The sequence below is a fragment of the Novosphingobium sp. KN65.2 genome, from assembly GCF_001368935.1.
In the GTDB taxonomy this organism is placed as follows: domain Bacteria; phylum Pseudomonadota; class Alphaproteobacteria; order Sphingomonadales; family Sphingomonadaceae; genus Novosphingobium; species Novosphingobium mathurense.
Window position 1 is genome coordinate 95,723 of the sequence record NZ_CCBH010000135.1, and the last position, 22,096, is coordinate 117,818.

The 22,096-nt window shown below is 61.1% G+C and carries 18 protein-coding genes; 9 read left to right on the forward strand and 9 right to left on the reverse strand.

What is annotated here, in order from left to right; translation table 11 throughout:
- Positions 1-30: 30 nt before the first annotated feature.
- From SPHV1_RS06110 to SPHV1_RS06125, 4 genes are read right to left on the reverse strand one after another with little or no spacing between them, the layout of a single operon-like run.
- On the reverse strand, positions 31-1,329 hold the full coding sequence (locus SPHV1_RS06110) for an MFS transporter (RefSeq protein ID WP_054945147.1): 1,299 nt from the start codon (positions 1,327-1,329) through the stop codon (positions 31-33).
- A complete protein-coding gene (locus tag SPHV1_RS06115) occupies positions 1,326-2,654 on the reverse strand; it encodes an MFS transporter (RefSeq protein ID WP_231634546.1) in 1,329 nt (442 codons plus the stop codon). The genes SPHV1_RS06110 and SPHV1_RS06115 overlap by 4 nt, the downstream gene beginning before the upstream one ends.
- A 4-nt stretch (positions 2,655-2,658) precedes the next feature.
- Positions 2,659-4,227 carry an alginate export family protein gene (locus tag SPHV1_RS06120; RefSeq protein WP_231634547.1) on the reverse strand — a complete coding sequence of 523 codons (1,569 nt, stop codon included), beginning with the start codon at positions 4,225-4,227 and terminating at the stop codon, positions 2,659-2,661.
- A 14-nt stretch (positions 4,228-4,241) separates the two neighbouring features.
- Positions 4,242-5,240 (reverse strand): MBL fold metallo-hydrolase, encoded by a 999-nt coding sequence (locus SPHV1_RS06125; RefSeq protein WP_197277661.1) that lies wholly within the window; start codon positions 5,238-5,240, stop codon positions 4,242-4,244.
- A 149-nt stretch (positions 5,241-5,389) separates the two neighbouring features.
- Between SPHV1_RS06125 and SPHV1_RS06130 the strand changes: the two genes are divergently transcribed.
- On the forward strand, positions 5,390-6,049 hold the full coding sequence (locus SPHV1_RS06130; RefSeq protein ID WP_054945148.1) for a TetR/AcrR family transcriptional regulator: 660 nt from the start codon (positions 5,390-5,392) through the stop codon (positions 6,047-6,049).
- Between the two features lie 26 nt (positions 6,050-6,075).
- On the opposite strand, the gene SPHV1_RS06135 is transcribed toward SPHV1_RS06130, so the two are convergent.
- Positions 6,076-6,924 (reverse strand): CoA ester lyase, encoded by an 849-nt coding sequence (locus tag SPHV1_RS06135; protein ID WP_054945149.1) that lies wholly within the window; start codon positions 6,922-6,924, stop codon positions 6,076-6,078.
- 42 nt (positions 6,925-6,966) lie between these two features.
- A complete protein-coding gene (locus SPHV1_RS06140) occupies positions 6,967-8,112 on the reverse strand; it encodes an acyl-CoA dehydrogenase family protein (RefSeq protein WP_054945150.1) in 1,146 nt (381 codons plus the stop codon).
- Between the two features lie 119 nt (positions 8,113-8,231).
- Between SPHV1_RS06140 and SPHV1_RS06145 the strand changes: the two genes are divergently transcribed.
- The gene (locus tag SPHV1_RS06145; RefSeq protein WP_054945151.1) at positions 8,232-9,119 is read left to right on the forward strand and encodes a LysR family transcriptional regulator; all 888 of its coding nucleotides are present in this window, start codon (positions 8,232-8,234) and stop codon (positions 9,117-9,119) included.
- 112 nt (positions 9,120-9,231) lie between these two features.
- Positions 9,232-10,419 carry a hypothetical protein gene (locus SPHV1_RS06150; RefSeq protein WP_054945152.1) on the forward strand — a complete coding sequence of 396 codons (1,188 nt, stop codon included), beginning with the start codon at positions 9,232-9,234 and terminating at the stop codon, positions 10,417-10,419.
- A gap of 286 nt (positions 10,420-10,705) precedes the next feature.
- On the opposite strand, the gene SPHV1_RS06155 is transcribed toward SPHV1_RS06150, so the two are convergent.
- A complete protein-coding gene (locus SPHV1_RS06155) occupies positions 10,706-11,683 on the reverse strand; it encodes a ParB/RepB/Spo0J family partition protein (protein ID WP_054945153.1) in 978 nt (325 codons plus the stop codon).
- 171 nt (positions 11,684-11,854) lie between these two features.
- Entirely contained in the window at positions 11,855-13,060 is a 1,206-nt protein-coding gene (locus SPHV1_RS06160; protein ID WP_054945154.1) for an AAA family ATPase, read from the reverse strand.
- Positions 13,061-13,610: 550 nt separating this feature from the next.
- Between SPHV1_RS06160 and SPHV1_RS06165 the strand changes: the two genes are divergently transcribed.
- The 6 genes from SPHV1_RS06165 to SPHV1_RS06190 all read left to right on the forward strand — a co-directional run bounded on the left by SPHV1_RS06165 (position 13,611) and on the right by SPHV1_RS06190 (position 19,206).
- Entirely contained in the window at positions 13,611-14,915 is a 1,305-nt protein-coding gene (locus SPHV1_RS06165) for a replication protein RepA (RefSeq protein WP_054945174.1), read from the forward strand.
- Positions 14,916-15,073: 158 nt separating this feature from the next.
- Positions 15,074-15,337 (forward strand): hypothetical protein, encoded by a 264-nt coding sequence (locus tag SPHV1_RS06170; RefSeq protein WP_054945155.1) that lies wholly within the window; start codon positions 15,074-15,076, stop codon positions 15,335-15,337.
- A 2-nt stretch (positions 15,338-15,339) separates the two neighbouring features.
- Complete coding sequence (locus SPHV1_RS06175; RefSeq protein WP_054945156.1) at positions 15,340-15,780, forward strand: periplasmic heavy metal sensor; 441 nt, start codon at positions 15,340-15,342, stop codon at positions 15,778-15,780.
- A 114-nt stretch (positions 15,781-15,894) separates the two neighbouring features.
- Entirely contained in the window at positions 15,895-16,374 is a 480-nt protein-coding gene (locus SPHV1_RS06180; protein ID WP_231634548.1) for an RNA polymerase sigma factor, read from the forward strand.
- Between the two features lie 25 nt (positions 16,375-16,399).
- On the forward strand, positions 16,400-18,148 hold the full coding sequence (locus SPHV1_RS06185; RefSeq protein WP_079730532.1) for a copper resistance system multicopper oxidase: 1,749 nt from the start codon (positions 16,400-16,402) through the stop codon (positions 18,146-18,148).
- The gene (locus SPHV1_RS06190) at positions 18,148-19,206 is read left to right on the forward strand and encodes a copper resistance protein B (protein WP_054945176.1); all 1,059 of its coding nucleotides are present in this window, start codon (positions 18,148-18,150) and stop codon (positions 19,204-19,206) included. Before SPHV1_RS06185 ends, SPHV1_RS06190 begins: the two co-directional genes overlap by 1 nt.
- Before the next feature lie 161 nt (positions 19,207-19,367).
- Here SPHV1_RS06190 and SPHV1_RS06195 read toward each other — a convergent pair whose 3' ends face one another.
- Positions 19,368-21,548 (reverse strand): TonB-dependent receptor, encoded by a 2,181-nt coding sequence (locus SPHV1_RS06195; RefSeq protein WP_197277662.1) that lies wholly within the window; start codon positions 21,546-21,548, stop codon positions 19,368-19,370.
- Between the last annotated feature and the right edge of the window lie 548 nt (positions 21,549-22,096).

A 22,096-nucleotide genomic window follows, 5' to 3' on the forward strand; every position in this document is an offset into this window, starting at 1 on the left:
CGCAAGGAGGATCGCCGGGCCCAGCCGTATTTATTCACCCTGCTCCTTGAGAAACAGCAGCGCCCCGGCTCCAATGAGCGACCCCATCGCCATGAGCAGTGATACGTGGCCAAGGCTCAGTCCGACGTTGAATAGCAGGCCGGCCACTATCGGCCCGAGCGCGGCACCGCCACGGCCGATGCCGATAGCAAAGCCGGTACCGCCGGCCCGCACCGATGTGGGAAAACCCTTGGCGAAAAGGGCATAGAGACCGACCACCGCCGCGTTCGTGCAGAAGCCGGCGGCCGCAGCCACGATTGCCAGCCCGGTGAGCGTTTCCTGTTCCTGCCCGAACAGCGAAACGAGCACGGTCGATGCGAGCATTGCCGCGATCACCAGCGCGCGAACGCCGAAGCGGTAAGTGAGCACACTCAGCAGCGCGGCGCCGAGCAGGCCGCCGACATTGGCCCAGACCAACACGTCGCCTGCCTTCGAAGCGACGTAACCCATGTCGACGACGATCTTCGGGATCCACTTGATGATGTAGTAGAAGGTCATGATGTGGCAGAAATAGGCGAGCGTCAGCACGATGGTGACGCGCGCCAGTCCCGGTGCGAAGAGCTGCGCGACCGATACCTTGCTCGCCTTCTCGGGGGCGGGTGGCAATGCCTGCGCGATCTCGTGACCGAAGCGCCGCAAGGTCGCATTGATCCGCTCAAGCGCATTGGGGCCGCGCTTTTGCGCCAGATAGCCGATCGATTCCGGCAGCAGAAGCCATGCGATCGGCAGGAACACTGCAGTAATGATCGCACCGAAGGTGAACACGTCGCGCCAGTGTCCATCCGCGAGCAGGTTGGTCGCGATGGAGCCGCCAATGATCGCACCCATCGGATAGCCCGCCGCCATGATTGCGACAGCGAGATTGCGATGACGGTCATTGGAGAACTCGGCGACCAGAGCATTGGTGCAGGCAAGCATGCCGCCGATACCAAGCCCGGTGACGAGACGTATCGCCGACAGTTCGATGACCGAATTGGCCAACGTCGCCATGCCCATGCCGCCGGCCATGATGACCAGACAGCCCAGCACGGTGGGACGACGTCCGATGCGGTCGGCAACGTTACCCAGCACCAGCGAGCCGGCGGCCATGCCGATCAGTTCCATCGACAGGACAAGGCCGAGGGCGGCACGGTCGATGCCCCACTCACTGGCGATGCCCGGAGAGGCAAAGCTGATCGCCAGCACGTCGAAGCCGTCGAGCGCGTTGAGCAGGATACACAGGGCCACGGCCGCAATCTGGAGCGGCCGCATCGCGCCCTGGGACAGGATGGACTGGGGGTCTTTGGTCATCGTCTCACTTGATCGTTAGGCATCGCATGCCGGGGCGATTGATTGTCTGTGGCGCGGTCGATCCGGCCATATGTCCTGTCGAGCCAGAAGGCGGCGAGCATGATCACCGGCACCGGAAACGCCAGGCTGAGCAGGGCCGTGCCGCCGGCAACGTCGTGCATCGTCACGAAACCGATCAGCAACGGTCCGCAAAGCGCGCCGAACCGGCCCAGGCCAAGGGCCCAGCCGATCCCCGTCGAACGCAAGCGGGGGGGATAGAACTGGGATGCAGCCGCAATCATGCCCTTCTGCCCGCCACCGATACCGATGCCGGCAAGCACTGCGGCAAGCAGGAACAGCCTGCCCCCCTCTCCCGTGCTCAGCCCCAACAGGACGATGCCGGCAAGGCCGATTGCGCTTACGCAAACAAGCGCCCGGAACGGCCCCATGCGGTCAGCCCACCAGATCATCGGCACGGCGCCGACGGCATTGCCCACGGTGAACAGGTTCGCAGCCGTCACGGCATTGGCATAATTCATGCCCTCGCGTGCGGAGAGCAGAGGCAGCCACCCCTGCACGGCATAGAAAAGACCGAGCCCGATCGAGCACATCAGCCAGAACAGCAAAGTGCCCTGCCGCAGGTCCGAGGCGAACAGGGAAGCGAGCGGGCGCGATTGCGGCGCGTGGGGCAGACGCGCGGGAAGCGCATCCCACAAGAGTCCCGCAGCGATCAACGCGGCCGGAAGGGTCAGGCCCCAGGCCGCACGCCAGCCATGCAGGGGAACCAGCCAGCCGCTTGCCAAACCGGCAGCGAGAAATCCGAACGAATAGGCGACATAGATCCCGACGACCTTTGCGCCGCGCCAACGCTGCATGCCGTGCTGGCTGGCCGCCGATACCGCGCAAGGGAACGCCGCGCCGATGGCAATGCCGATAAGAACCCGCCCCAGGATCAGGACTTCGACATTCGGGGCGAGGAGACATATCCCGGTTGAGGCGGCAAGGCCCAGCATGGCCGGGCAGACCACGGCGCGCGGTCCCAGCCGGTCGGCAAGGGGTGCCATGAAAAGGTAGCCGAGCAAGAGGCCGAAAATGGCCGCGCTGAGAAGAGGCCCGATCAGGCCTTCGGGCAGGTTCCAGTCGCGCACCAGCCCGGGCATTGAGAAGCTCAATGTCTGGAATGCAAAACCGCCCGCGAAAAGGGCCATGGCGCAACCCAGGATGAGTTGGACGCCATGGAATTTGCCTAGGATCACCCGGTACACCTCTCCCGCCAGCAGCCCTGCCGACGGGAAACGGCCCAGCACTCCGGCCGGCATGGCAAGCAGGAATACCGGACCGGTCACGGCATCAGAACCGCAAGGTCAACATCGTCTTCACGAACAGGTTATCGCCATAACCTGCGCGACGTAAGACCTTTCCGGCATCGACATAGTTGATCATGCCGGCCAGGGCGACGTGAGGGTTGAGAGTCCAGTTGGCCTTGAGGCGTGCGATGTTCGCCACGTGCTTTCCGGCAACGTTCTGGGTACCGGCATAGGCCTGCGCATTCCCGCGATACGCCGCGTCATTCTCGTCCGGGCGCCAGTAGGATCCCCATTCGGCACTCACTTGCAGCTTGCGCGTGGGGGAGAAGCTGATCGTGGGCGCAATGCCCATGGTGTTGATCGCACCGACGAAGTTGTCATCGCTGAAGATCACCGTGGCATTGTAGAGAAAATTGAACGAGCCGACCTTACCGGCGGTGTCATAGTTTCCGCCACCCGACGCATAATCGGCATGAAAACCCAGCCGCGGCGCCGACTTGCCCTTGCCCAGCCCGACCGACTGGTTGGTGCTCACCGCCCAGGCATCGACACGCCGACCGGCAAAGCGGCCGTCCTGCTTGATCGCCGTCCAGTCGAAGGACAGGTTACCGCGCGAACCCCAGAGTCGCGCGCCATAAGTCTCGCGCCGGTCCTTGCCGCTGATCACGCCGAGTTTCCGGTCGGTATCCTCGAAATGGTAATAGAACGGATCGAAGAAGATCTGGCCCTTCGCGGCATTGCCCACGCCGGTGAGCAGGAAGCTGCCGTAGGCACCGGTCAGGGTTTCGCCATTGCCGATGCCGTCATCGAGGAAGCCCTTGCCCGGATCGGTCGGCTCGAAATAGAACGCGCTGAAGCGAAACCGCTTCCAGTCCACGGAGAGCCGCGCACCGTTCATCGAGACGCGGATGTTGGGGTTGTCGCGCGGGCTGATGATGAAGCGCGGACCGTCGAAGAATTCCTGCCGGCCGATCGTGACGCGCGCCACGCCCGATGCCACTGGAGCACGCACCTCGGCGAAGAGCTGCTGGACCACGAGATCGTTCTCGAAGTTGGCGACGTGACGGGTCTCGTTCTTGCCGAAGATATGACCAGAGGCGAGTTCGCCATAGACCCGCACGGCCGGGCCGATCCTGAGGTCTGCGCCCAGGGTCGTGCGCGAGAGAACCTCGATGCGATCTGCCGAATCCTTGAGTACCGGGCGCGTCGCCACGCTGACACTGGTGCGCTGGTCGCCGTTGAGCGACAGGGAAATGCCGCCGTCGCCATCAAGCGGAATGTACTTGAGAGGGGAAGCCCAATCGCGCTTGGCCTTGGGATTGGCCAGGAATCGCCAATCCTCCGCGCCGCGCAGCATCGTGTAGTTCGGCCCCGTGCGCGGCCCCTGCCCATCGGCTGGTGCAGGGTAAGGCGACTTCAGCGGGTCACGCACCGACGGCGTGGCTGCGGCCTTGGCATTCGAGGGAGTCGCATCGGCGATCGGCTGCGCAGGCGCCTGCCGGTCGTCTCCGGTCGTGGCTGCGAAAGCGCAGCCCGGTACCGTGAGACCGAACAGGAGTGCCGCGGACAGGCTTCGATCGCGCAGCGGATGTATCCGGTTACGCTTCGTCATGTCCCTGGCTTTTCTCATCCGAGGGGAATTTCCATCAGGTCGCGACCCACCACGATCTCGCCCTTGTAGTGCTTGGCGACTTCGTCGCGCCACATGTCGTCGGTGATCCATTCCATGTCACCGGGCACGAAGTGGCTCAGCACCAGTTTCTTCACGCCTGCGCGCTTGGCGATCATGCCTACCTGCTCTGCCGAAGTATGGCTTTCGAGCAGGTGGTTGCGGAATTCGGGCGTGCCATTGGCCCGCTTCACGAGGGCATCCACGCCCGGGACATAAAGCACTTCGTGAACCAGGACATCTGCGCCCTTGGCGAAGTCGGCCAGGGCCGGGTTGTATGCAGTGTCCCCAGAGTAGACGACCGAACCGTAAGGCGTCTCGAACCGGTAGGCGAGGTTTTCCATGGGCGGATGCGGTGTCGTGAACGCGGTAACCGTCACACCGTCTGCAGACATGACTGTGCCCTGGCTCTGGCGGAAATCATGCGCGCGAAGGAGAGTATCGGGATGAGCCTTGCCTTCGTCAGCCATGCGGATGCGGATGTCCTCTCGGTTGAGGTGCCAGTAATCCGCAGCCAGCGCCTCCATGCCCGCCGGGCCATAGGCGTCGACCGGACGCCGCAGGACGCCTGCGGCCCACATGTTGTAGACCAGGTTGCCGAATTCGAGCTCGTGGTCCGAATGCATGTGCGAGATGAAGATCGCGCGAATGTCGGAGAGATTGAGCCCCGCCTTCACGAACTGCGAAGTCACGCCCATGCCGGTGTCGATGACGTAGACATTGTTGTCCACGACCAGGGCGTTCGCCGGATTTGAGCGCTTGCCACCCACGCGCGGACCGCCCTTGGTGCCCAGCAGAACGAGCTTCGCGCCCTTCGCACTCTTGGTGTCTGGTGCGGTGGTCGATGCTGCCAGAGACATGGCGGGAGTAGCGATCAGGCCACCAGCAGTCAGCGCCATTGCGGCGCGCAGCATGGTGCGACGGTTCAGCACAGGCATGCGTAATTCGGAAAACATCGAATTCCTCTCCTCCACAATCGGACGCGGCATTGAGCCGATTGCCGGGGATCTATCATCGAGTCTGAGGTGGCGTCAATACGAATGCGAGTCTCATTCGGTTTTCAATTGGCTGGACAAGGACGCCCGGATCGGCGATCCCACGCTGCATGGCTGAAGGGGCAGCGAATTTCGATATCGAGGAAAACCTGACGAAAGTCGGGGTGATTCCGACACTTCAGGCACGCAGTCGGACCTTGCGCGATCGACTGATCCAGGAGGCACTGCGGATCGCGCGCAAGGTCCCGTTCGACGATGTCAGCATCAACGAAATCTGCGCTGCGGCGGACTGCTCAACCGGCGCCTTTTACTCGCGCTTTCCGGACAAGGTCACGCTTTTCAAGGCGGTTATGATCTTCGCCGCCGCCGAATCGGGCCCCATGCTCGAAAGCATGGTGCGCACCCTGCCTTTCGAGGAAATCCTGCCCAAGTTGATGGCAAGGCAAGTCGAACGCTTCCAGGAACAGGAAACCTTCTTCCGTTCCGCCTTCAAGGTCAGCCTCGATTCGCCCGAGGCATGGGAACCGTTCCGGCGCAATGCCAACAGCCTTGCCAATGCCTTCCTCGAACGCGTGCAATCCCATCCGGATATCGATCAGGAACAGGTCAGGTCGGATCAGGTCCAATTCGCCTTCCAGGTGATGTACGGTGTGCTGAACAACACGATCATCAACCGCCCCGGTCCCTTCCTGATCCAGAACAAGGATTTCCCGATCCTGCTTCAGGAGGCCATGCTGGCCACCATGCAACTCCCCCTGCGTAGGACCTGAGATTGCCCGGGCCCCCTCGGGCCGGTTCAGACGAGATCGAGGATGCGGCGTGCCTGAACGAGATGCGGCCTGTCGACCATCTTGCCATCGAGCTTGAGTGCCCCGACACCGGGATTGGCGGCAAAGGCTTCGACGATAGCGCGGGCATGAACAACTTCTGCTTCGCTCGGCGTGAAACCGCGATTTATCGTCTCCACTTGTGCCGGATGGATCGCCATCATCCCGGTAAACCCGTCCCGCCGGGCCCGCGCAACATATGCAGCAAGAGCATCGGGCGCATCGATATGCGGAAACACCGTCTCGATTGCGCGGGTCTGCGCGGCATGGGCGCCGAACAGGCACAGGCTGCGCACCATTTCGTAAGGAGCGGTATAACTGCCGTCTTCTTCGCGAGACGTCGCTGCCCCGATGGCGGCGGGCAGGTCCTCCGCCCCCCAGGTCAAGCCGGCGAGACGTTCTGCAACTTCACCATAAGTGCCGAGTTGGAACACCGCTGCGGCCGTTTCCGTGGCGATCGGCAGGATCGGCGCAAGAGCCCCCGTCCCTTTGGTCTGCGTCTCCATCAGGGCGACAAGCCGGCGCACGCTCGACGCCCCTTCCGCCTTGGGCAGGACGATCCCATCGGGCTTGCCAGGCAAAACGGCACCGAGATCATCGGTCGTCAGATCGCCGTCGAGCGGATTGACGCGCACGAAAGTCGGAACCTTGCGATCACCTTCAAGCCACTCGGCGATCGCTTCGCGTCCGACCTGCTTCTTTTCGGGCGCGACCGAATCCTCAAGGTCGAGGATCAGCGCGTCCGCACCGCTCGCCGCAGCCTTGCCGAAACGCTCGGGGCGGTCAGCCGGTACGAACAACAGGGAACGCAGTTTCATGCCACTCTCCGCATCCGGGATACTGCCGGGGATACGCCCCGGTCAGGCGCCGATCAGTTCACGACCGATCAGCATGCGCCTGATTTCATTGGTGCCTGCACCGATGTCCAGCAGTTTGGCATCGCGCATGAAGCGCTCAACCGGCCAATCCTTGGTATAGCCTGCCCCGCCCAGCGCCTGCACCGCCTCAAGCGCGGTTTTCATGGCATTTTCGGACGCCAGCAGAATCGCCCCGGCGGCATCGAAGCGCGTCGTCCTGCCCGCATCGCAAGCGCGCGCGACCGCATAGACGTAGGCCCGAGCGCTGTTGAGCGCGACGTACATGTCGGCGATCTTCGCCTGCATCAGCTGGAATGCCCCGATGGGCTTGCCGAACTGCTTGCGCTCCCGGACATAGGGGAGAACGACATCGAGACAGGCCTGCATAATGCCCAATTGGATACCGGACAGAACCGTACGTTCGTAGTCGAGACCCGACATCAGCACACCGACACCGCCGCCGACCGGGCCCATCACGTTCTCTTCAGGAACATCGCAGTCTTCGAAGACCAGTTCCGCCGTGGGGGAGCCGCGCATGCCGACCTTGTCGATCTTCTGTCCGATCGAGAAGCCCTTGAAGTCCTTCTCGATCAGGAACGTCGTGATGCCGCGCGATCCTTCGCCGGTCTTGGCGTAGACGACCAAAGTATCGGCATAAGTGGCATTGGTGATCCAGAACTTGGTGCCGTTCAGGACATAGCGGTCGCCCTTCTTCTCGGCCTTCAGCTTCATCGATACGACGTCGGAACCTGCGCCTGCCTCGGACATCGCCAGGCTGCCCACGTGCTCGCCGGAGATCAGCTTGGGCAGATATCGCGCCTTTTGCTCCTCATTGCCCCAGCGCCGGATCTGGTTGATACACAGGTTCGAATGCGCGCCGTATGACAGGCCGATCGAGGCCGAAGCGCGCGCCACTTCCTCCTGCGCAACGACATGCTCGAGATAACCAAGGCCGAGCCCGCCCCACTGCTCTTCAACCGTGATACCGTGCAGGCCGAGTTCGCCCATCTGCGGCCAGAGTTCGCGCGGAAACCAGTCCTTCTCGTCGATTTCCGCTGCAAGCGGGGCAATGCGATCCGTCGCAAAGCGCCACGTACTCTCGCGGATCATGTCAGCGGTTTCACCGAGGGCAAAATCGAAATCGGTCATTGCGTCTCTCCTTGGCGTTCCTGATAGCGCGGTTCAGTGCATAGGAAAAATTGAACCTACCTCAACGACTGCATTGGCATTATCTATAGCGCAAAACGCTTGCCTCCCGGAGCCCGCTTATGCTGGATCGTTACCTGCTTCGCTATTTCCTCGCCGTCGTCGACCAGGGTAACTTCTCCCGCGCAGCCGCTCATTGCAATGTTTCTCAGCCAACGCTCTCCGTCGGCATTGCCAAGCTGGAAAGGATCCTCGGTCACGCGCTGTTCGTTCGCTCGAACCAGCGCGTGGAACTCACAGACGCCGGCTCGCGACTTCTGGCGCACGCCCGGCGGATCGAGCGCGAGTTCAATCTGGCGCAACAGGCAATGGAACCGGCAAGCGCCCTGCCCTCGCTCCGGCTCGGCGTTCTGTCAACCATCCCGGCTCGCGTCATTGCCGGCTCCATCGCCAGGGTCCGGCCGCAGGAGATGTATCGCTTCGAACTCCTGTTCGGCAGCGAGAGGGAACTGACCAGCCAGCTTGCAAAAGGCCGCATCGACCTGGCTCTGACGCTGGTCGAAAGAGGCGCCGACCGCTTTCTCGAACGCAGCATCCTGACCGAAGGCTATGCACTGGCCATGGCACAAGATCACCCCCTTGCCGGTGCAGAGGCCATCGAGGCGGGACAGCTTGTCCATGAAGTGATGATCGTGCGCCGCCATTGCGAGGCCCTGTCCGATATCAGCCGGCATTTCACCGAGAGCGGTGTCAGACCCCACTTCTCGTTACGCTCCACCAATGACGAACGTGTTCTCGAAATGGTGGCCGCAGGACTCGGGCTCACCGTCATGCCCGAATGCTATGTCCACGAAGGCGTCGCGCGGCCGCGCCTTGCAGGATTTCCCGACAAGCGGACGATCGGATGGACGGCGGCCCACCATGCAGAACACCTTTTGGCGGGACCGGAGAAGATCATCGACACCATCGAAGCAGAATTGCGTGCCCTGCGGGGAAGCACAGCGAATTGAAGACGCCCCCACCGCGCGTTCCGTTGGCCGATGACATTGAGTCCGAGAGGGTGTATAGCAATTTTCGATTTACTATACATTGTTATTAAATCTATGATTTATTGAGTTTTTTATGCCCGATTCCGAAGCCTGCCCCCCCGAACAGGACCCTGCGGTGCTCTCAGCCCTGTATCTTGGGAGGATACAGGCAGCGGTTTCACAGGCCAATGACGGCGCCATGTGCGTTCTCGCCGGTCGACTGATCCGCGAAAGCCTTGTCACTGCACTGCGACAGGAAGGTCATTCCTTCACCGACGAGCGCTTCTTCGACTGGTTCGCCGGGCTCAGCACACTATCAGACGTCTCGGCACACAAGCTGCGCCCTCCCCGCGCCCTTTGCCAGGCAATCCTGACCGAGTTCCGGCACAATCCCTGGTCCCATCTCGCCGAGGCTTCGGAGAGAATGGCTAGAGCATTCCTTGCCCCGGTAGACCTTGAGCGGAACGAAGGGCACGAGGATACCAATGCCTTGCTGGCTGAGGCGAGGCTTGTGGTGGACGCTATCGAGCCATGCGATACGGACCTTCCCTTCGCGCCCGTGTCCGCCCTTTTTTCGGCTGCCCGCAAATCGCTACGCTTTGCCAGGCAGGAGCGCGGGATCGAACTGATCAAGGGGCCGCGATCGGCCGTTGCGGTGGAAGTCAATGAGCAGACCCATTCGCGCTGGGCGCTGGACATCCTCTCCGGCAATTACCTGGCCCCCAAACACGGCCTTCCTATTTCCGCCCCCCTGCCCGGCCTGCTGACTTTCGCGACAGAGCATAACGATCCCTTCGACGATGACATGCCTTCTATCGCCCGGCCTTCCGGCAGCAACAGGGAAAGCCTCATTGCCCTGCGCGACGCGCTTTGGTCTCTAGATCGTCGCCTCCTGGATGCAATCAGGGATGCCCGCTGCATTGCCGACAAGCTGCAGAACCGCCGCTCCAACGGCCGCGCGGGGGATGTCGCATTCTATCTCGCAGGCTTTGGCATCCTGCGCGGCGTCCAGATCGAGAGGGTGATCGGTGCCTCACGTCTGGGCGTTCGCACGATTATGTCCACGCTTGTGCAAGCGGGCCTTGTCGAAGGTGAGACCTCTCGTAATGCAGCGACCATGTTCCGCTTCGCTCCACAGGAGGTGAACCATGCTCAAGCGGCACAAGACGCGGAAGACTTTGCGTTCTCATCTCAGGCGATCGACGAATTCCAATCTTCCATGGATGCCATCGACGAATTGCTTCGCCGCACTTCACGAAGTCAGAGCGAGGATGGGTGCTAAGCAGCAGCGCTGCAACATGGGCAGATTGAGAGCTGCGCATGGCCTGCTGGGCCATCTGCCTATTTTTTAGGCGACACAGAAGCCCGCAGAACGCAAAAACATGGCCGCCGCGACCCAAGGGTTATCAGAGGATAGCCCCCGCCCCACAGGCCATTTGAAGCGGAATTTCGCGAGAAAGCCGTCCGTCACGGCTCCAAACCTGCAAAATCGGTCCTCCAGTCACTGCCGATACGAAAAGGGGCAGGATTGCGTCCTGCCCCTTCAGCGACACTGAAAGTAACGCCAGTCAGGCGTCGAGAAGCTTTCGAATGGCCTCGAGCACTTCATCGGTCGTCGCGCCCGATCGCGGCAGCACCTTGACATTGAGCCCGCCTCTTGCCGGACGAGCGTAGCGCAGCATGGGCTTGCCCTTGCGTGTCTTGACCAGCTCCTCCTGCGCTCCCTTCTTCGACGTCGCGACCGTCGCCTTCACCAATCGCTTGGCGACTTCGGGACCGGTCAACTTCACGCCCAGATCGTCACGCTCAGCGATGATCGCCTGACCTTCTGCGACCATCAGACCCAGCGCGCGCTGATCGCCGGTCAGTGGCTTGAGGTCGCGTGCGACGCGGACCGTGATGTCATGGGTGTCGGCAAAGACACTCACGATCTCATTCGGCAGACGCGCCACGTCAAGCAAGCGCGTCAACCACGAGCGGGAGATCTTGAGATGCTCGGCCATCTCGCTCTGCGATCCATCGTAGAACTCGTCGAGCGCGCGCAGATATTCATTCGCGCGCTCCCAATCGGAGATGTCCTTGCGTGACCGATTCTCGATATCGGAGACCCGGAAGGCCTCTTCATCGGAGACGTGCTGGATGGTGACAAGGTACTCGTACTCGGGATGATGATGCTCGCGCAGCCACTGCACCGTCCACCAACGGCGCACACCGGCGATGATCTCGTAGTCATATTCCGGATCGTCGTGAAGCTTGCGGACAATGGCCGGGATGCGCTGCTTCTTGGCGGAGAGGAAGGCATCGATCAGGTCGCGGCAGGTCTCCTCATTGAGGTGATCGATGTCGCGATTGTGGAGACGCCAGGGCCTGCAGCGTGCCGGGTCGACCCATTCGGTCCGGTCGGTCACAACCTTGCCCGACGCAAGGCGCGCGAGGGTCTGGCTGCGGCTTGCCATGATGCTCTCAGCCGGCGCCGAGACATCCAGTTCACTATCCTCCAAGCCTTCGGTGAGGCTGCTTCCGAAGCCGCGATTGCCTTTAGCCATGATGCATTTCCTGTCTTCCGCCGCCGTTCTCACGAGCCGGTTGCCACGTGGCAACAAGCCCATTCCGATCCTCTTCCCAAGCCCACTTCAAGCCAGCCTGAGCGAGGCATCCTTCATCGTGCAGGCTGGCTTTTGCAGCCCCCTGCCCCGCAGTTGCCACGTGGCAACCGATCACGAAAATTGCTCCGCCCGACTCTCCCACGAGCGCAGAACATCCTGCTCTATGTCATGGCAGACGTCGCCAAGGAACTTGACGCAGCGGTTGTGCACTTCGTGCGACGTGACCGGCCGATCGAGCTCGAAAACCGTCTTCATGCGCGAGCTGGCATTGTCGATTTCCGCGCTCGTCTTCAGCACGGAATTGATCATCGAACCGCCGAACACCTGCCGCATCATCGACAGGATCTCGCGGTGCATCGACTTGCTGTCATCGACACGACTGCCCACAAGCCGGATGAAATTATAAGCTGGCTTCACCCTGCCACCGAGCTTCTCAAGCTGGTGCATGGTGGTGCGCGCCATGTCGATGAACGAGACAGTCGAGGCGAAGTCGATGACGCTCGGCGGCATCGGAATGACCATCGCATTGGCAGCCTGAAGCACAGCCATTGAAACCATGCCCAGCGCCGGCGGCGGGTCCATGATGACGATGTCATAATCGTCGACGACGCTGTCGATCGCCTGGGCAATGAGGTCGATGATGTCGAAGCTCTGGTGCTGCGCAAGGTAGCCCGCGATCTCGTACTCCAGATTATAGAGCTTGAGGTTCGCCGGGATCAGGTCGAGCCCGAAGAAATGCGTCTTGCGGATGATCGAACGCACGCCGAGCAGTTCCGGATTATGGAAGTGACCATAGAGAGTGTCATCCTCGCCAAGGTCGACGTCGGGCCGATAGCCGAACATCATGGTCGAACTTGCCTGACTGTCGCAGTCGATGAACAGGACGCGATAGCCGCGAATGGCGAAGTGCTGGGCAAGGTGCAGGGCGATCGTCGACTTGCCCACGCCGCCCTTGAAATTAGATACCGAGATAATCGCCGGCGTGTCGGTCGGTTCGCGCCATGGCCGCGTCCCGAACACTTCGCGCATGTGGTCGAGTTCCTGCAGGGTATATTGTACGCGGTGCCCCGAGGCCGTCCGGTCACGCGGCGGCAACCTCCCGTCACGCTCGGCCTCACGAATGGCTGACGCCGTTCGTCCGACGAGCGAGGCCGCCTTTGAAATGGGATAGGAGGGCCCGACCTTGTGACCGGTTTCCGGATCGAGAGCACCGTCCCTGATCCTTTTCAGGATCGTCAGGGCTTTCCTGTGGAGCAGGCCAAGGCCATCATTGGTCAGGTCGTCAGCCTGAATTTCAAGACTGGGATGTGTCGCCATATACACCAACTTGTGAGATTGAGGCCGCACAGTAGCCTCGTTGCAAGTTTCGAGCAATGAACGTCCATCAATCTTACAACTTCACCGATGATCTCCGTGCCAAAAGGCTTCCTGACCATGTTTGGCAGGGCAGGGCAGGGGTAGCCGACCGATGATCTCCGTGCCGTTTGCCCCGCAATCGAATCGTTCCGAGTCGAAATTTCCGCCCATCCGTGACGAAGGAGGCCCGATCTATACCTGAACCGATGATCTCGGTGCCAACCGATGATGAGCGTGCGCTTTACCGATGATCTCAGTGCCATAGCCACCGATGATCTCGGAGCGCATACCTATTACAAGAATCCCTAATCAAAATCCGATTCGCGAATCGGCTTCAATGGGTTTGGGAGGGTTTTTGCAGTGCCTCGGGGAAAGGGCACCGAGATCATCGGTCGATTTGTAGGTTTCAACCGCGAAAACACGCCAAAACTGCCAACCTGCTTGCCAATCCTGATCAAAGCTGTTGTTACATAAGGACCTTAGGCCCCGGATTCGGGAAGGGATGGGCGACATGAGCGGGGATACGAGCAAACCGATCGGGCACCAATATGCTCTGGCCATGCTGGATGGCGGTGAGGACCGTGTCCGCTCATTGGCCAAGACTGCCGGCACACAGCTCACGATGGATGCCTTTCTGCGCGTTCAGGACGAGGAACCGGTTCCGGCCTTCCTCCACTCGGCGCTTTGCGCGATGTCATTGCCCACAAAGCGGCCCAAGGATGAGACGCAACCCATCCTGCGCGAAGACGGAAAGTATGCTCTGGCCATCAATCCGCGGCCTGTCCTGCAGACTGTCGATGGCAAGCCGGTGCTCAGGAGCCTTGGTGTTCCCTATGGCGCCTATCCACGTGTCGCGCTTATCTACCTGCTTTCGCAAGCCGTCACGAAGCGCTCACGTGACGTCTATCTCGGTCGCAACTTCACCGAATGGATGCGTCGGCTCGGCTATCAGACCGTGTCATATGGACCGCGCGGTACTGCCAACCGTATGCGCGAGCAGGTGGACCGCTTGCTGGCCTGTGAATGGCAGATCCGATGGGATGGCACAGAAGCGGGCGACAATGCCTTTGCCGTGCGCGATGTGAAGATCTCGAACGAATATGCAGGCTCGCTTGAAAAGAACGGTGCCTTTGCGCGCGAAATTCGCATGTCGGAGGCGTTCTACAGCCACTTGATCGAACACGCCGTGCCTCTGAACGAGATCGCAATCCGGGAATTGAAGGGCACGCCTACTGCGCTCGATCTCTATACCTATCTGGCTTACCGCCTGCCGCGCATTACGAGCAACAAGGGCCAAACCATCTCCTGGGACCAACTCGCACGCCATCTTGGCAACAGCGCGGATTCCAAACGGTTCCGCCAGACCGTGCGCGAGACAATGCAGCTGGTTTCAGCCGTTTATCCCAACGCCAATGTCGATCTCTCGGGCCGCAAGGTCGTGCTTCACCCGTCTCCGGCCCCGCTCGAGCGCAAGCTGGTCGGGCCGCACCTGCGGTTGGTCGGGGCTGCCGCACCGGAAAAGGCACCGAGATCATCGGTCGCTCTCGAGCGGAAGATCCGCCGGGAAACACCGCAACTGACCGAAGAACTCCGAGCCTTTCCAGAAGGCAGCCTGAGCTTCGGTACACGCGAAGCTGCATTTCGCAAGATCGGTCTCGAGAAAGGACAACCCTGGTCAGTCGATACCATGGCGGACGCCTTCAGGGCTGGCTTTCCCGGAATCGCCAAGCTGCGCACTGACACCGAATGGCTGCGCGTATGGGAAGCCTTCGTCGTCAGCTATGCCAAGCGCCGGTCGCAGGATGGAGCCGACTGACCGATGATCTCGGTGCCATTAACATACTAATCAGAGAAGAATGGCGGAGGCCACAAGAAGTAGGCAAATTCAGATCGCGGTACTTTTCACCCTGATGAGGGAAATCGAGTGCCGCTGCGTATAGCCGTGCAAGCGAAAGTTTTTCAGGATAGCACTCAATGGACGATCTCGAACGGTTCATAGCCCAATTGCGGGACGAACCTGTGCCAGCCAGGCTTGGCGCGCTGGAGAATTCGGTCATGGCCGGGCTGAAAACAGCGCGCGAGCGCCTGGTGGCTCGGCGCGGCATCGCGCTTGCCTGTGCGGTTGCAGGACTGATCGGGTTGTGGGGCGGGCTGGCAATGCCGGGTGCACCTACAGGACATGAGGATCCGCTCCTCGGTCTACCCGCGGCCGCGCCTTCGCACTTGCTGGTTTCCTGATCATGGCCGGCCTGCGCGGCTACCTTCTTGCCATTGCCCTGGCTTTTCTTGCAGCGCTGGCCGCTCTTTTGATCGGTCAGAAGCTGCGCGCGGGTGACAATCATGAAAGCCGGCTTCATGCCGTGCTGCACGAGGAACTCGATCTCGATCCGGCACAGGAAGCGCAGATTGATCGCCTTGAGCACGATTTTGCCGAAAGGCGCAAGCTGCTCGACGGGCGCTTGCGTCAGGCCAATGCGCAGCTGGCAGAGGCGATCGAGCGTGAGCATACGTATGGTCCGGCAGTCGAGAAGGCGGTCGACCAATCGCATATGGCGATGGGCGAGTTGCAGAAGGCGACGCTTCGGCATGTATTCTCCATGCGCGCCGTGCTCCGGCCGGAACAGGCCAGGCGGTTTGATTCCGCTGTTGCGCACGCCCTGACCACGCCGCCAGAGGAATGATCCGGCGTGTCCGGGCAGGGGGGGCAAACCGGAAAAGATAGGGTCGGTCAAGGCGACGATGCATCGGCGGTGGCAGCTGCCCTTGCCGGTCGTCAGTCCGGATTCGATGTCCTCATGAAACACCACCGAGAGGCGGTGTTCCGTTTCGTGCATGGCCTGACCGGCAACGAAAGTGACGCGCTCGACGTCACCCAGGAGAGCTTTGTCGCCGCGTTCCTCGCTCTCAACCGCTATGATCGCACGCGTCCTTTCCGCGCCTGGATCCTGCGCATCGCGCGTAACAAATGCCATGATTGGGCCCGGCGGCGAACGGTGCGTCGGTTCTTTTCCTTCGCCGTGCCGATCGACGATGCCATCGACATTGCCGACCCCGAGGAGAACCCGGAGGAGGCCCTGTCATCGCGTCGGGGCGTGGAGAGAATCCACGCGGCGATTGCCAGTCTGCCGGCCAACCTCAAGGAACCGCTGCTGCTATGTTCGCTGGAAGACATGACGCAGGACGAGGCTGCCGAAGTCCTCGGTATCAGCCGCAAGGCGGTGGAAACCCGAATTTACCGGGCTCGCCAGAAATTGTCGCAATTGCTTGAGGGGTGAGCGCCGGATCTGCGTATTATCGGCGATGACTGCTCTCGATCCATTCAACCGCCGCCGTTTCCTTGCCTTGTCCGGTATGCTTGCCGGGGGCCTTGGGCTTTCCGCAATGACACCCGCCTGGGCCCGCAGCGGCACCCCGGGTACGGCAGGCTTCGGCACGCTCTCGGGCGATTCCATTGCGCTCCAGATCGGCGAAAGCCACTTCGCGACCGGCGGCCGTTCGGCCCATGCGATTACCGTCAACGGTACGCTGCCCGCACCGCTCCTGCGTTTGCGCGAAGGGCAGAATGTACGCCTTGCCGTGACCAATACCTTGCGGGAACAGAGTTCGATTCACTGGCACGGCCTGCTACTTCCCTTCCAGATGGACGGGGTACCCGGCGTCAGCTTCCCCGGCATCGATCCGGGCGAGACGTTCGTGTACGAGTTCCCGATCGTCCATTCCGGCACATTCTGGTACCACAGCCATTCCGGGATGCAGGAAGCCGTCGGACTTTACGGCCCCATCGTCATAGATCCGGCCGGTCCCGATCCGATTGCCTATGACCGCGAGCATGTTCTGGTCCTGTCGGACTGGAGCCCGATGCATCCGCATGAGCAATTGCGGCGCCTCAAGATGATGGGCGGCTACTTCAACCGCCAGAAGCAGACCCTTGCCGGATTGCTGGCGGGCAAGGACCAGAGCCTTTCCGATCGCCTGGAATGGGCGCAAATGCGCATGGATGCGACCGACATCTCGGACGTGACCGGCTCCACCTACAGCTTCCTGATCAATGGCCATGGCACACAGGAAAACTGGACGGGCCTGTTCAGCCCCGGAGAGAAGGTCCGGTTGCGGGTGATCAATGCCTCGGCCATGACGAACTTCAATTTCCGCGTACCCGGCCTTCCGCTGAAGGTCGTCGCGGCCGACGGCAACCACGTCCAGCCCATCGAAACCGATGAAGTTCAGATCGCGATCGCCGAGACGTACGATTTCATCGTCGAGCCGGGTGAGGCGGACAGCTACGCGATTGTCGCCGAGGCGATCGACCGTTCCGGCCTCGTACGCGCGTCGCTGGCGCAGCGGCCCGGGCTTGTGGCGCCGGTTCCGGCGCTGCGTGAAAGGCCGCTGCTCACCATGCGCGACATGGGCATGGACATGTCCGGGATGGATATGGGTGAGGGCGGCATGATCGACCTGAGCAAGCCTGCCAATGAATCGATGGACGGGCATTCCATGTCGATGCGCGATCCCTCGGTCGCGCCCGGCGTGAAGATGGGGCCGGGCGTGGCGACGCTTTCGCCGATGCCGGTCGACCGGCTTGCGGATCGGCCGACCGGACTGGAAAACGTCGACCACCGCGTCCTGACTTATGCGGATCTGCGCGCGCTCGATCCCAATCCCGATCCGCGCACCCCAAGCCGGGAAATCGACGTCCATCTCACGGCGAACATGGAACGCTACATGTGGTCGATCGACGGCGAGGCGCTTTCGGAGGGCCCCGATCCGATTCCGTTCCGACTCAACGAACGGGTTCGCGTGAACCTCATCAACGACACGATGATGCCGCATCCGATCCACCTGCACGGTCACTTCTTCGAACTGGTCAGCGGCGAGCCCGGGCACCGGGTGCGCAAGCACACCGTCAATGTGCTGCCGGGCGGGAAAGTGTCGTTCGACCTGACTGCAGACGGGGAGGGCGACTGGGCCTTCCACTGCCACATGCTGCTGCACATGCATTCCGGGATGATGCGCATCGTCACGGTTCGCGATGAGGGGGAGGCGGCATGATGGCCCGTCTCTCGATCCGCACGGCAGCTTCGGCATCGCTACTTGTCATCGCCCTGCTCTCGCCGGAAATGGCTGCGGCACAGCAGCAGGAAGCGCCCATGGACCATTCGCAGATGGACCATGGGAGCATGGATCATTCCATGCACGGATCCGTGGAGGATCAGAACGGCATGAACATGCCGATGGAAGGCAGCGAGGCCATGCCCGCCGGCGACCATGCGATGCATGATATGCAGGACATGCCGATGGACATGCCCATGGGTGAGGACCATTCGGCCCACGCCGGCCACACGATGTCCGCGCCGCAAGTTGTCGATCAGCCGGGTAAGGCGCCGCCACCCCAAGTGCCGACCGATCATCCTGCCGACCGCTATTTCCCCCAGGACCGGATGCAGGCGGCGCGCGATGCGCTGTTGAAGCATTCCGCCTTCTCTACGCTCGCGCTCCAGGTCGATCGCCTCGACTATCGTATGAAGGACGGCAAGGACGGTTATGGCTGGGAGGGGGAAGCCTGGTACGGCGGCGATATCGACCGGATCGTCGTTGCCAGCGAAGGAGAGGGCACCTTCGGCGAAGCTGCGGAACGCATCGAGGTCGCAGCCTATTGGCGCCATGCTCTCGACCCCTGGTTCAATCTGCAGGTCGGGGCTCGGCATGACTTTCGTCCCGATCCGCAGCGCACTTATGCGTTGCTGGGTATCCAGGGGCTTGCGCCTTACTGGTTCGAGGTCGAAGGGCAGTTGCTCGTATCCGACAAGGGCGACGTGCACGCCCGGGGCAAGGCTTCCTATGACCAGCGCCTGACTCAGGTGCTGGTGCTCGAGCCTGAAGTCGAATTCGACTTCGCCTTCCAGGACGTGCCGGAGATCGGTGTCGGAGCCGGCTTCGAACGGGTAGAGATGGGCGCGCGTCTGCGCTACGATGCCAACCGTTCGCTTGCACCGTACATTGGCGTGAACTGGGAACGCAAGCTCGGCGAAACCGCCCGCATCGCCCGCGCGGCGGGAGAGGGGGCTTCCGATGTTTCTGCCGTGGTGGGCATACGCGCCATGTTCTGATCGCCCGATCGCGCTCAGAGAAGCGAGTTGGCGTCAATAACCCTGGACCGAAAAAAAGCGGCGCAGCCATATTCGCTGCGCCGCCTGTAATTTTAGATCGGTATTCGTATCTGGCTGTCTTTCCGGCGACCGAAAGCTACGGCCGCCGGAATTTCAGATCATCAGAATTCTACGCTGCCACGAATGCCATAGGTGCGGGGCGGCTGGAACTGGTATGTATTGTTGTTGGCCACGAAGTTCTGCGCTGCATAGGACAGAATGTTCTTGTCGAAGATATTGCGCACATAGGCCTGGATCTTCCAACCATTGACGGAAGCATAGCCGAGCGAGGCGTTGGCTATGAAGTAGCTGCTCGATTCCACGTCCGGCAAGTTGAAGACCGAATAGTAGAAGTCCGAGGAATACTTGCCGTCGACATGCGCCGTGACCTTCCCGCTCGAAAGCGGCACGTCCTGGTCGAGCGATACAGTAGCCGTGAAGCTCGGCGCATTGGGCAGTTCGTTGCCGCCGATATTGAAGGGAACGTCGTCGCCATTGTTGACGATGATGTTTTTGCCGAACTTGGTGTGGAGCCATGAAGCATTGACCCCGGCACGTGTATTCTGTCCGAGCAGAGCCTTCACTTCGCCTTCAACACCGTAGATCTTGGCGCTGCCCACGTTGAAGACGCCGGCACCTCCATTAAGTGCATCCGAGTTCTGCGAGGCCTGGTAACCGCGGTAATCGAAGTAGAATGCCGCGGCATTGACCTGCAGTGTATTGCCCAACAGCGAGTTCTTGGTGCCGAATTCGAAGGCGTCGAGTTGCTCGGGACCGTAGTCCACGGAAGCGCTGCTGCCGTTGGAATTGAAGCCGCCCGACTTGTACCCGCGATCGTACTTCGCATAGATCAGCGTGTCCGGCGTCGGGTGGTAATTCAGGCCGACATGCCAGGTCGGCTGGCTGTCACTGATTTTGCCGTTGCCCGGAGTGGTCAGCAGGAACGGCGGGCACGAGCCGTCTGCGGGGAAGTCGTTCGCGCAAAGCGGGAAGGCCAGCGCGGGCAGGTTGAGAACTGCCTGACCGACGCGGGTCTTCTTGTCCCAGGTGTAGCGCCCGCCGACGCTCAGCTCGAGCTGATCGGTGAGGTCGAAATCGATCTGTCCGAACACGGCCTGCGAGCGGGTCTTGATGCGGTAATCGAACTTGATGCCGTAACGGAAGGACTGGTCGGCATTGGGTGCGCCTGCCAGGAACCCGGTTTCGGGATCGAACAGGCCGGTCATCTCGCGGTTGAACAGTCCGGAATCGACTGTGTTTGTCTCCTGGAAGCGGAAATAGCCTGCCTGGAAGAAAACGCGGTTGGCTGGATCATTGCTGACGCGGAACTCATGGTTCCAGGTTTCGGGCTTCTCGCTTTGGCGGAACTGGCGATTGGCCGGATAAACCGGGCCGGTCGCATCGAGCACGTTGCGCCAGCTCTGTTTGTCGTAACCGCCGGAATAGATGAAATTGATGCCGAAATCGGCATCGTAGGACAGTTCCCAGCGGAAGCGATCGCCGACAACGTCCGTCGAAATCGGAGCTGTATTGGGGAATGCCGCCAGATCGCTGAAATCGGGCTTGGGACTACCAAGGGGCACCGCCAGGGAGGCATCACCATTCACCTTGCGGGAATCGTGCTGGTAGGAAGCCCAGGCGGTGAGACCGCCGGACTGGTAGAGGGCCTGGATGCGGCCCGAAGCGAAGTCTTCGTCATCGCCTTCGCGGGCAGGACCGTCAAGATCGCGATATCCGTCATGGTGCATGAACGTGCCCGACGCACGCACTGCCAGACTGTCGGTCACGGCCAGATTGCCGCCCATTTCGCCGTTGAAGGTGCCGAAATTACCGACTTCGACCGAACTGTATCCGCCGTTGCGGAATTCCGGGCGCTTGGTGATGATGCTGACAAGGCCGCCGGTCGAGTTGCGTCCGTTGAGGGTGCCCTGGGGACCCTTCAGGACTTCGATACGTTCGATGTCGTACATCGAAGAATTGATCGAGAAGGAACGGTTCGTATAGAATCCGTCCCGTGCAATCGGGACCGACGGATCCCCGATTTCGGTGGTGTCGGTAGAAGCGATACCGCGCACCGCGATATAGGCCGCGCCGGCGTTGTTGGAGATGTTGACGCTGGGATCGATCGCACTGAGGTCGCGGATCGAGTTGATTCCCTGATCGCGAAGGGCGTCGCCGGAATATACGTTGAGCGCAATCGGGGTGTCCTGCGCGTCGGAAGCGGTACGGTTCGCGGTGACGATGATATCGCCGAGCCCCGCTTCGTTCTGCGCATCGTCGGAAGCATTTTGCGCCAAGGCCACACCGGGCATTGCCAACGCGGATACAGAAATAAGAAGTAGATTCAACCTCATGCACATCTCCCTTGCCGTGTGGCCATCTCTTGCAGCCAATAGCGTTTAAAACAGGAACGCTAATTCGATTTAGCCCAACTATTGGCCACACCGGGCATTGTCAATGAGGACTCAGGAATCCGTCCAGTGTAGTGCGAAAAAGCAACATCTGCATCGACGGCGATTATAAATCACTGTATTTGCGCGGCTTTTGAAGGCCCCATCTTTGCATGAAAGGTGGAGGTGTATATAACGCCCGGAGAAGCTCATTCTGCTCGATCGAGGACCGGCCCAACCATGCATGATGGCTCTGCCTGCATGGCTTTCCCGTTCCTGCGCAAAGAGAGGGCGATCGTTAAATTCTCGATTCTCTGAAGCCAGTGCGTATCGCCAACGACAACGTCTGAGGTAGCGTGGGGCTGTGGCGACGCGGCGGCAGGGAAGTAGCGGCAATGAGCCGCGTTCCCTTCTGGCGTCGATCAGGCTCGGTAGATATGACTCACAGATCGGCGCTGAGG

Excerpts from the sequence above, each read along its gene's own strand:
- SPHV1_RS06175 (WP_054945156.1), top strand. The coding sequence starts at position 15,340 with ATGGCCGGCCTGCGCGGCTACCTTCTTGCCATTGCCCTGGCTTTTCTT.
- SPHV1_RS06160 (WP_054945154.1), bottom strand. The coding sequence starts at position 13,060 with ATGGCGACACATCCCAGTCTTGAAATTCAGGCTGACGACCTGACCAAT.
- SPHV1_RS06135 (WP_054945149.1), bottom strand. The coding sequence starts at position 6,924 with ATGAAACTGCGTTCCCTGTTGTTCGTACCGGCTGACCGCCCCGAGCGT.
- SPHV1_RS06190 (WP_054945176.1), top strand. The coding sequence starts at position 18,148 with ATGGCCCGTCTCTCGATCCGCACGGCAGCTTCGGCATCGCTACTTGTC.
- SPHV1_RS06140 (WP_054945150.1), bottom strand. The coding sequence starts at position 8,112 with ATGACCGATTTCGATTTTGCCCTCGGTGAAACCGCTGACATGATCCGC.
- SPHV1_RS06155 (WP_054945153.1), bottom strand. The coding sequence starts at position 11,683 with ATGGCTAAAGGCAATCGCGGCTTCGGAAGCAGCCTCACCGAAGGCTTG.
- SPHV1_RS06110 (WP_054945147.1), bottom strand. The coding sequence starts at position 1,329 with ATGACCAAAGACCCCCAGTCCATCCTGTCCCAGGGCGCGATGCGGCCG.
- SPHV1_RS06165 (WP_054945174.1), top strand. The coding sequence starts at position 13,611 with ATGAGCGGGGATACGAGCAAACCGATCGGGCACCAATATGCTCTGGCC.
- SPHV1_RS06120 (WP_231634547.1), bottom strand. The coding sequence starts at position 4,227 with ATGACGAAGCGTAACCGGATACATCCGCTGCGCGATCGAAGCCTGTCC.
- SPHV1_RS06185 (WP_079730532.1), top strand. The coding sequence starts at position 16,400 with ATGACTGCTCTCGATCCATTCAACCGCCGCCGTTTCCTTGCCTTGTCC.
- SPHV1_RS06170 (WP_054945155.1), top strand. The coding sequence starts at position 15,074 with ATGGACGATCTCGAACGGTTCATAGCCCAATTGCGGGACGAACCTGTG.
- SPHV1_RS06150 (WP_054945152.1), top strand. The coding sequence starts at position 9,232 with ATGCCCGATTCCGAAGCCTGCCCCCCCGAACAGGACCCTGCGGTGCTC.
- SPHV1_RS06125 (WP_197277661.1), bottom strand. The coding sequence starts at position 5,240 with ATGTTTTCCGAATTACGCATGCCTGTGCTGAACCGTCGCACCATGCTG.
- SPHV1_RS06130 (WP_054945148.1), top strand. The coding sequence starts at position 5,390 with ATGGCTGAAGGGGCAGCGAATTTCGATATCGAGGAAAACCTGACGAAA.
- SPHV1_RS06180 (WP_231634548.1), top strand. The coding sequence starts at position 15,895 with ATGAAACACCACCGAGAGGCGGTGTTCCGTTTCGTGCATGGCCTGACC.
- SPHV1_RS06145 (WP_054945151.1), top strand. The coding sequence starts at position 8,232 with ATGCTGGATCGTTACCTGCTTCGCTATTTCCTCGCCGTCGTCGACCAG.